Genomic DNA, 10,580 nt, shown 5'->3' on the forward strand with positions numbered 1-10,580 from the left:
TAAAAGAAAAAAGCTCAAGTTTAACTTGAGCTTTTTTTTGATTTAAGTTTTATTAATATGAACAACCTGCTGAATCGTATTTTCGAGCAGCCCACTCAGTCCGAACTGGGCACCGATGCCCGAATGCTTCCATCCCCCAAAAGGTACATGCGGGAAAATCTCACCATGCGTATTGATCCATGCCGTACCACAACTCAGTCGCTGTGCAAACTGTTGTGCCTGCTCTAGATCGGATGACCAGATCGAGCCGCCTAAACCAAAATCTGTATTGTTAGCTTTAGTCAGTACTTCTTCAATATCGTGATAACGAATCAAAGGTAACACCGGACCAAACTGCTCTTCCTGCACCAGACGGCTATCTGGGCTTACATTGGTCACAATTGTTGGTGCAATAAAATAACCAGAATCCGGTAGATTCTGACCAGATGTCATGACTATTGCACCTTCATCCTGAGCTTCCTGAATCATGGTCTGAACTTTTTGGTATTGCTTGATGTTTTGCACTGGGCCAAAAGTAGTCGTCTCGGCTAAACCATCTCCCAGAGATTGTTGCTGTGCGACTTTTACTAATTCCTGTGCCAGTGAATCATATTGGCTGTCATGCACATACAGCCGTTTCAACGCTGCACAGGTCTGGCCCATGTTGATAAAAGCTCCATTAAAGATTCGGGTTGCCATTGCCTGGATATCGGTATCTGGCAAAACAATGCCTGCATCATTGCCACCAAGTTCCAGTGTCAGATGTTTGAAAGTCGCGGCTGCATTTTGCATGATTCTTTGCCCAGTCGCAGTTGAACCGGTAAATACCACTTTGGCAATTGCAGGGTGACTGATCAGATTGGCACCGACCTCACCGCCTCCTGTAAGTATAGAGACCACTCCAGGTGCAACCTCTTGCTGAATCAGCTCACCGAGTCGAAGTGTCGACAATGGGGTAAATTCTGAAGGTTTATTGATCACCACATTGCCAGCGCGGATTGCCGGCATGATATGCCAGACAGCAATCATTAAAGGCCAGTTCCATGGGGTAACCGATCCCACGACCCCTAAAGGCCGATGATGAAGTTCGATCCGCTTGTTGGCATCATCCTGTAAGATTTCAGTTTCAATCTTGAGTTCTGCCTGATAGCGGGTCCAGGCAATGGCCCCACCGACTTCAAATTCAGCCAGTGCATAGGGTTTGCCCTGCTCCTGCACCACTAAACGCGCTAATTCTTCTCGGTGTTCTTCAATACGATCTGCAATACGATGCAGGATTGCCTGTCGCGCAGCATCATCCATATTTTTCCATTGCTGAAAAGCCTGCTCGGCACTACGGATGGTGTCTTCAATTTGTGCTTCCGAGGGAGAGGAACACAGTGCCAATACCTGCTCATCAGCAGGATTGATCACTACAAAACTTTCGGCAGCGCCTTGTACCATTTTTCCTTGAATAATACAGCCAACGGGTTGGGATACATGCAAATTAGTCATCTCTTCATCCTGAATCAGATATTTTTGTTGTTCCCTGACATTAGCTGATTTTGTCTGAATGGAGCTTGCATATCACATTAGGCATAAAGTCCTGAATGCACATTTTGTGCATGGAAAATAGAAGAATCATCTTTCGGGATGCTTTTTTGGAACTTTAAATATTGCTTCCTTTAATTTTTTGCCTATAGCTCATTCTTCCTTACATCCTGTTCGAATTTATGCAACAGGATGTCCTGATCTTTGAAATTTCGTAGAACATCACATTGGCCTATATTGGAAATAAAGAATCACAGTGATAGCGTCATGAATAGCACAACCATTCCAGTTTTCAATCCAGATTTACCAATTCACATGACATTTGAAGAACATGACTGGCATCTCCTGGCTCAATATTGGTATCCAGTGGCCTTAGCCCGTGATGTCTCTGAACAGCCGCTAGGGACAATGTTGTTAGATATGCCACTGGTCATTTACAAGATGCAGGATGAACTAGTTGTGGCCAAAGATGCCTGTCCGCATCGTGGTGTGCCTTTAAGTCTGGGAAAAAATGATGGTCAAGGCATCGTCTGTCCTTATCATGGCTTGCGTTTTGGTACACAAGGTAAATGCAACCGTATCCCTGCCCATCCACAGCATAAAATTTCAGATCGTTTTCATTTACGGACCTATGCCGCGGTTGAACGTTATGGTCTGATCTGGTGTTCACTGACAGCTGACAAAGATGCTGAACCGAATATTCCAGTGATGCCTTATTGGAATGATGCAGATTATCAGCAACTGGTTTGCCCACAAGTCGACATCAAATGTTTTGCTGGCAGACAGCTAGAAGGCTTTATTGATGTCGCCCATTTTGCCTGGGTACATCCGGATACCTTTGGTGATCCGAATGATGTCGAAGTCCCGGATTACACCACAACGGAAACTGAATATGGTTTTAATGCCGACTATATCAGCAGTGTCGGCCGTTATCCGATTGGGTTAGATCAGCGCGGTCAGGAAGATTTTAAATGGCTACGGCATTTTGAAATTAGTCTGCCCTTTACCGCAACCCTGACCATCCATTTCCCGAATGATGCTAAACAGGTGATTATGAATGCTGCTTCACCGATGACCGCCCGTCAGACCCGACTGTTTGCTCCTATCTGTCGTAATTATGATAAAGACTTACCCGTTGAAGAAGCCTACGATTTTAATCTGAAGATTTTTGAAGAAGATCGCCTGATTGTTGAAAACCAGAAGCCTGAGTTTTTACCGCTAGACTTATCTCTGGAAGCACATTTCCCGGCAGATCGCAGCTCCAGTATGTACCGTAAACTATTAAGGAAAAAAGGCTTTAGTCCTTTATTTGCAGCTTAATTTTATTTAAAAATCATTATCTATGTGTCAGCCAAATTCCAATAAAAAAGGAGATCTTAACGATCTCCTTTTTTTCACCTGCAATTGATTAAGCAATTGGCGGTGTATAAGTCCCATCCGCAATTGAATCCTTGATACGGTCCGCTTCTGCAAGCACGAGTGCCAACAGGTTCTTCACGTTTTCAAGGGTTGCAACCGGGCTTAAAGTCGTCATTTTCAGAGATTGAACCTGACCGACTTTAGTGACACCAATGTTCGCTTCACCACGTGCAAACAGTTCGTCTGCGACGTTCTGATTCAAGGCATCGACAAACTCAGCTGGATAGCCTGCTGGAACCACACGGAACAATACCGATGCGAATTGTGGCTCAACCAGAAGTTCTAAACCATCAGTTGCTTTGATGTAGTCTGCCACTTCGCGAGTCAATTTCACGCCATGGTCGATCATCGAACCATAAAGCTCTTCACCCAGCGCTTCTACAGTCATCCACAATTTCAATGCGTCGAAACGGCGAGTGGTTTGTAGTGACTTCGATACCAGGTTAGGAACACCGTGCTCTTCGTCATATGCCGAATTCAGGTATTCTGCTTCATAGTGCATGAAACGATAGTTCGCTTCATCTTTCAGCAAGAATGCACCACATGAAATGGTCTGGAAGTAATGCTTATGGAAATCCAATGTCACTGAATCAGACAACTCGATACCATCCAGCATAGAACGATAGTCATTCGACAGGATCAGTGCACCACCCCATGCTGCGTCGATGTGCATCCACGCGCCATACTTATTGGTGATTTCACGAATCTGTTTGAGGGGATCAATTGCACCAGCATCAGTAGTACCCGCTGTTGCCACCACACATGCCACGATTTTGCCTTCAGACTGAAGATGCGCCATGGTTTTTTCCAGAGCATCAACATCCATCTGCGCATTTTCATTGACAGGAACAGTCACAACGGACTGGAAGCCCATGCCCATCATCGCCATGTTCTTTTGCACAGAGAAGTGTGCATTTTCAGAACAGATGACTTTGACGTTACGCATTGCATCCGCAGGGATACCATCACGCTGAACCGACCACGGATTACCGTTTTCGTCTTTCCAGTTTTTCGCTATGCAGGCATCACGTGCAAGTAACACGCCCATCAGGTTGGATTGCGTACCACCAGAAGTGAAAACACCTGCCTGACCTGAGCCATAGCCGACTTTTTGGCGTAACCAGTCAATCAGTTGCACTTCCATCAAAGAACCTGCTGGGCTTTGATCCCAAGAGTCCATGGACTGGTTAGTGGCGTTAATTAACACTTCCGCGATCTGGCTAGTGACCATTGTCGGGCAATGCAAATGCGCAAGCGAATGCGGGTGATGTACTTTCAAGCTCTTGTTGAGGAATAGCTCAACCATACGCTCTAAAGATTTCTCTACGCCCAAGCCTTCTTTAGAAGGATTGAACGCAATTGCGCTACGCAATTCCTTGATGCTACCGCCGGTATACATCTTGTCGTTTTGCAACCATGCTGCAACCGCTTTGGTCGCCTGATCCATCGCCGACTCATAGTCAGCGATAGATGCAGCATCATTGCAGAGTAACGCTTTACGGTGTTCTGCAAAATCTACCATGAATTATGCGCCTCGAACTGCGATTAGAGCTTCAGCAACCGCTTTCTTGAAGCGAACCAGAACTTCTTCACACTCAGCTTGAGTGATGATCAATGGGCAAAGTAAACGGATTACTGTACCGTTACGACCACCTTTTTCCAGCAACAGTTTGTTGTTGAAACAAGCGGTTTGAATTGCTGCAGCCAATTGGCCATCAGCAGGGAAAGAACCCATATGATCCGCTGGTTTACGCTCATCCACGATTTCAACACCGATCATCAGACCGCGACCACGTACATTACCGATACATGGGAATTCAGCAGCCAGTTTTTTCAGTTCAGCTTGCAGGAAATCACCGCGTTCTTGTGCATTTTGCGCAAGATTTTGTTCTTTAATGGTTTGTAGCGTCGCAAGACCTGTACCCATTGCCAGCTGGTTACCACGGAAAGTACCGGTATGGCCAGCAGGTTGCCATGCATCGAACTTACGTTTAATACCCAGTACTGCAAGTGGCAAGCTACCGCCAACAGCTTTAGACATTACAACCACATCAGGTTCGATACCCGCATGTTCGAATGCGAACATTTTGCCTGAACGCGCAAAGCCTGCTTGAACTTCGTCCAGAATCAACACGATGTTGTGTTTTTCTGTTACTTCACGGATTTTCTGCAACCATTTTACAGGTGCTGTTACCACCCCACCTTCACCTTGAATCGCTTCAAGAATCACAGCTGCTGGCTTGGTTACACCGCTTTCGACATCTTCAATGAAGTTTTCGAAATAATAAGTCAAAGCATCAACGCCCGCTTCACCGCCTAGACCCAATGGGCAACGGTATTCATGCGGATATGGCATGAATTGAACGCCTGGCATTAAACCATTCACCGAGTTCTTCGCAGACAGGTTACCTGTCATTGCCAAAGAACCGTGAGTCATACCGTGATAGCCACCAGAGAAGCTGATCACTGAACTACGGCCAGTAAAGGTTTTGGCAAGTTTAATCGCTGCTTCAGTCGCATCTGCACCAGATGGACCACAGAACTGTAAGCAATATTCTTCTTTGCCACCTGGCAGGTAAGCCAGAAGTGCTTCAGTAAAAGCATCTTTTAAAGGAGTTGTGAGATCCAGCGTATGCAATGGAAGACCGCTTGCAAGTGTGTCCTGGATACTTTGAATGACCGCAGGGTGATTATGGCCTAATGCCAATGTCCCTGCCCCAGCTAAACAATCAAGGTACTCCGTACCTTCAACATCGGTAACCCAGCAACCTTGTGCTTTCGCTATCGCTAACGGTAATTTACGTGGATAACTACGCACATTCGATTCCATCTGACTTTGGCGAGTCAAGTAGTATTCGTTTGTGGAATTGGTGGCAGGATTTACAGAAGAAACGCTCATATCGAATTACCATCTCTGATATGGGTTGAAAGAAATAAGTCTGGTGACTTGCGGTCGTTTGACTCGGTGCTTTATATAATCTAGTTAGACAATTTTCTATTCAGTAACTAGGAGAGGCGGATGATACAGTTTTTTTCAGGAAAATAAACAACTTTTAGTATCAATTTGCCTCGGCTGTTATTGAAAAAATATATCAAAAAATGTTGCTGTCTAAATTATCAACTTTATGCATGGCAATGACAAGGAACCCTAAACATTTTATGCAATTTTGTTGTCATGAATACAACAGTGTAATTATCAAACAATTATCTCAATAAGCATATAATTTTAATCACATTTATTTCCGATATATCTACAATAAATAAAATATATTTTTAACAATCCAACGACAATAATTTCGGAATATCAACACATTTCCACCTTAGTATTTTATGATCAGCACAAGGCCAAAGGCCAACAATTCCACTAAAACAGGACAACAAAATGCGTCTTTCTTCTTTTTCAGCGCTTGCTTTGCTTGGCGCATTATCTTCTGCCGCTTTCGCAGCTCCTGAAGAAACCTTGAATTATAATGTGGTGAATATCTCGGCAGAAGCCAGCCGCGATATTTCCAATGACTTGATGAACGCCAATTTATTTGTTGAAAAATCCAATAAACAGCCCGCTGAGCTGGCAGCACAAATCAATCAGTTGATGACGCAGGCCATTAATACTGCTAAAAAATATCCTACGGTAAAAATTGAAACCGGTTCACAGCATACCTATCCGGTCTACGATAACGACAACCGTAAGCTAAGAGAATGGCGTGCTCGTGCGCAGGTACGGATTGAATCGACTGACTTTAAAGCCGCCTCGCAGCTGATTGCTGAGCTACAGCAAAACTTCCAGACTGAATCGATTAACTTCACAGTATCTGAAGCAAAACGCAAAAAAGTAGAAAACGAGCTGATGCTTGAAGCTTCGAAAAACTTCCAGCAACGTGCGCAAAGTCTGGCTCAAGCCTGGAACAAACCAGGCTATCAACTGGTGAATCTGAATATCAACACCAATAATTCGGGTTATCCACCTGTGCCACGCATGGCGATGGCCAAATCTGCTTATGCCGAAGCAGTTCCAGAACAGGAAATGGCAGCGGGTGAATCCAAAATGACCGTCAATGCCAATGGTTCTATTCAGTTTAAATAAGTCTTAATGAAATTGTTCAGATGTTTAAAAACCACCCTTTTGGGTGGTTTTTTATCACTTGAATATTCTGTGAAAAATCAATGCTACAAATTCATACAAACTCAGATATGAATTGAGCTTTGATCGGTTTAGAGTAACGGACATTTGTGTCAGCCCTCTCTCTCCTCATGTCACTCGATCAACTAAACCTGTATCTGTTTCATCTTCTCAATGTACCTGAGCAAGCCTCGATCTGGATGATTAACTATGCCAGTCTGATAGCGCATGATCTGGTGTATTTATTTCTGCTGATTTTTGCTATTACCTGGCTGCGTGGCAGTCGTGAAATCAAAACAGGGATTATTAAAGCTGCGATCTTCACAGCAATCACCTTGTCGATTAGCGAGGTATTATCTGCCGTTCTAAACACACCCCGCCCTTTTGTCATGGAGGTTGGTCAAACCCTGATTGAGCACGCACCTACAGGCTCATTCCCAAGCAATCACATGAGTATTTTTAGCGGGATTGCCTTTGCCTATTATTTCTCAGCACAACGTGATTTGGGTCGAATCCTACTCTGGACTGCTTGGCTTGTCGCTTGGTCGCGGGTTTATGTGGGTGTACATTTTCCGATTGATATGGTGGGAGCATTCCTGATTGCTTTGGCAGTCAATCTTGCTGGCTTACCGCTCTGGTGGAAATATGAGAATAAAATCATGAACTTTATTCTCAGTATTCATCAATTCCTGTTTATGCCATTTATTCGGATGGGCTGGGTGAAGTAAATTTCCAGACATAAAAAATCCCGCTCGAAAGCGGGATTTTTTTAATCTTAATAATTTAGTAAATTGCCATATGATTGCGATGAATCATCTCTAAAGAACGTGCTTCACCCAAGACCTGATGCACTTTATCTGATGCCAGACCTTTGACAATTTCCGCTGAACGCGAACTGAAGTTGACACGTCCTACAGCAATACGGTGACCTTGTCGGTCAACACATTCAACCACATCACCACGGTCAAAATGTCCTTCTACCGCTTTGACACCGACCGGCAACAGGCTACGGTGATTCTCTTTGATGGCTTTAACCGCACCATCATCAATTACCAAACGACCTGCAGTTTGCAGATGCGCTGCTAACCATTGCTGATGTGCAGTCATGCGATCATCATCAGTGATAAATAACGTACCCAACATTTCACCTGCCATCAGGCGCGATAAAACATTGTCACTATCACCACTAGCGATCAAGGTTGGGCAACCAGATTTCGCAGCCAGACGTGCAGCACGAACTTTAGTCAGCATACCGCCACGACCAAATTTTCCGCCGCCGCCTGCCATATCAAACAGGCTTTCATCCATGGCACGCACGGTATGGAACAGTTTGGCATCCGGATTAGAACGTGGATCCGAGTCAAACATGCCTTCCTGATCAGTCAGGATAATCAGCAGATCTGCGTGAACTTGTCCCGCCACCATCGCAGCTAAGGTATCGTTATCACCAAAGCGAATTTCGTCAGTAGAAACCGTGTCATTTTCATTAATGACCGGAATCACATGCCAATCAATCAGGTGCTGCAAAGCATCACAAGAATTCAGATAACGACGACGGTCTGCCAGGTCATCATGAGTCAATAACACCTGAGCAGTTTGAATGCTGTGTTTTTCCAGCACACTTGACCAGGTCTGGATTAAACCCATCTGACCAATGGCAGCACAAGCCTGAAGACTGGGTAGATCGGTGGGTCGATTCTCAAGTTTCATTCGAACCATACCTTCAGCCACAGCTCCGGAAGAAACGAGAATAATCTCGTGTCCGGCATTGTGTAGATCCGCGATTTGTCCCGCCCAATGCGAGATCGCATCTAAATCTAAACCTTGCCCGTTTGCTGTGAGTAAAGATGATCCGATTTTAACAACGATTCGTTTACAACCCTTGAGCTGACGTTGCCCATCTACCACTTCTATCATCTTGTCCTCAGACTTATCTTTAAAAGATTAACGTACGTAATATACTTCTACGTCGCTGTCGTCATCATCTTCATCATCAAAGTCATCGCCGCCCAGACGTTGAGCGCGACGCATTTCACGATAAGCTTCTTTCGCAGCAATCGTTTGTTCACGTGTTTCAGCTTCAAGCTGATCACGGAATTCTTTCATCTCTGCTGCGTATTCAGGATCTTCAACTTCGCGTTCGCGTTGCTGCTCGATTTGATCCATCAGGTAATACACCACATCCTTAGTTCCTTCAGCCGTTAAGCCTGAAGTTTTAAAGACAGGACCTTCCCACTGCAATTCTTCAAGAATGTGATTACACCATTCATCGCGAGTATCTACAGCAAGCTGATCGACCTTATTCAGAACCAATACCACCGGTAATTTTGAAAGTGTTGGGGAGAATTTTTGCAACTCATTCAAAATCGTTTTGGCATTGTAAGCTGGATCTGAACCGTCAATCGGTTGAACATCGACAATGTGAAGCAGAATACGGGTACGTGCCAAATGTTTCAGGAAGCGAATCCCGAGACCTGCACCTTCTGCCGCACCTTCGATCAGACCTGGAATATCCGCCATTACAAATGAACGGTGACGATCCGCATCCACTACACCCAGGTTAGGCACCATGGTTGTAAATGGATAATCCGCCACTTTTGGTTTTGCTGCAGAGACTGCACGGATAAAGGTTGATTTACCTGCATTTGGCATGCCGAGCAAGCCAACATCAGCCAGTACTTTCAGCTCCAGACGGATTTCACGGAATTCGCCTTTAGTACCATGCGTACATTTACGCGGAGAACGGTTGGTTGATGATTTGAAGTGAGTATTACCCAAACCACCTTGGCCGCCATGTGCTACTAATACTTTCTGGCCATCTTCAACCAGATCGCCAATAATATCGCCAGATTCTGAATCGACGATAGTTGTTCCCACAGGAACTTTTAAAATAACTGATTCGCCACCACGACCAGCACAGTTTGCGCCAGCACCGTTTTTACCACGTTCAGCGCGAAATTTACGGGTATAACGATAATCTACAAGGGTACTCGTGTCGTCGTCAGCCTGAATATAAATGCTGCCGCCACGACCACCATCACCACCATCTGGACCACCAAATGGTACGAACTTTTCACGGCGAAAACTGGCTACGCCATTGCCACCGTCGCCAGCCTCTACGGTAATGACTGCTTCATCAACAAAGCGCATAATGCCAATCCTCTAAAAACTTTAAAAACCGCCTATTCTGCCATATTTTAAAGCATTTCTCGACTATATTTATTGGGCTTTCCATGAAGAAGACGCAATTTAAGATTATTTTATATTATTCAAGCAAAAAGCTGATATAGATTGCCGATTTATCAAGAAGTTATTGTGAGGAACTTATACAAAATAAGAATTATAAAAATGTTTTCCCTTATTTCAGAATCGAGGTAATTCTTCTTATATTTTAAGCATCTTCATTAGACTTCCGTCATAAATCAAAAAACGTACAATTTATTTGATCTTAAATTAATCAGCAAAATTATTTAATTCAAGGGATAATTCTTGGATGAAATTCAAAGATATTCAAAAATTATCAGACGTTAAA

The 10,580-nt window shown here is 44.3% G+C and carries 8 protein-coding genes; 3 read left to right on the forward strand and 5 right to left on the reverse strand.

All coding sequences use genetic code 11. The features are described from left to right. Positions 1-42: 42 nt before the first annotated feature. Positions 43-1,473 (reverse strand): aldehyde dehydrogenase family protein, encoded by a 1,431-nt coding sequence (locus ACEWB7_RS12090; protein WP_376745864.1) that lies wholly within the window; start codon positions 1,471-1,473, stop codon positions 43-45. 303 nt (positions 1,474-1,776) lie between these two features. Here ACEWB7_RS12090 and ACEWB7_RS12095 point away from each other — a divergent pair, with 303 nt between their 5' ends. After that, positions 1,777-2,829 (forward strand): aromatic ring-hydroxylating oxygenase subunit alpha, encoded by a 1,053-nt coding sequence (locus ACEWB7_RS12095; RefSeq protein WP_284879229.1) that lies wholly within the window; start codon positions 1,777-1,779, stop codon positions 2,827-2,829. 88 nt (positions 2,830-2,917) lie between these two features. Here the strand turns inward: ACEWB7_RS12095 and ACEWB7_RS12100 are convergent, their stop codons facing one another. Continuing rightward, on the reverse strand, positions 2,918-4,450 hold the full coding sequence (locus ACEWB7_RS12100) for a pyridoxal phosphate-dependent decarboxylase family protein (RefSeq protein WP_034703653.1): 1,533 nt from the start codon (positions 4,448-4,450) through the stop codon (positions 2,918-2,920). Between the two features lie 3 nt (positions 4,451-4,453). Then, positions 4,454-5,827, reverse strand: a complete 1,374-nt coding sequence (locus ACEWB7_RS12105; RefSeq protein ID WP_034703655.1) for a diaminobutyrate--2-oxoglutarate transaminase — start codon at positions 5,825-5,827, stop codon at positions 4,454-4,456. 483 nt (positions 5,828-6,310) lie between these two features. On the opposite strand from ACEWB7_RS12105, the gene ACEWB7_RS12110 reads away from it, so the two are divergent. Next, positions 6,311-7,012 carry an SIMPL domain-containing protein gene (locus tag ACEWB7_RS12110; protein ID WP_034703657.1) on the forward strand — a complete coding sequence of 234 codons (702 nt, stop codon included), beginning with the start codon at positions 6,311-6,313 and terminating at the stop codon, positions 7,010-7,012. 167 nt (positions 7,013-7,179) lie between these two features. Further along, positions 7,180-7,776, forward strand: coding sequence for a phosphatase PAP2 family protein (locus ACEWB7_RS12115; RefSeq protein ID WP_034703659.1), 597 nt, complete (start codon positions 7,180-7,182; stop codon positions 7,774-7,776). 55 nt (positions 7,777-7,831) lie between these two features. Here ACEWB7_RS12115 and proB read toward each other — a convergent pair whose 3' ends face one another. Together proB and cgtA are read right to left on the reverse strand one after the other, a co-directional pair. Continuing rightward, positions 7,832-8,965, reverse strand: a complete 1,134-nt coding sequence (gene proB / locus ACEWB7_RS12120; protein WP_005234922.1) for a glutamate 5-kinase — start codon at positions 8,963-8,965, stop codon at positions 7,832-7,834. A 27-nt stretch (positions 8,966-8,992) separates the two neighbouring features. Then, positions 8,993-10,198, reverse strand: coding sequence for an Obg family GTPase CgtA (cgtA, locus tag ACEWB7_RS12125; RefSeq protein ID WP_034703661.1), 1,206 nt, complete (start codon positions 10,196-10,198; stop codon positions 8,993-8,995). Between the last annotated feature and the right edge of the window lie 382 nt (positions 10,199-10,580).

This window comes from Acinetobacter sp. NIOH-H-8 (genome assembly GCF_046635365.1).
Taxonomy (GTDB): Bacteria; Pseudomonadota; Gammaproteobacteria; order Pseudomonadales; family Moraxellaceae; genus Acinetobacter.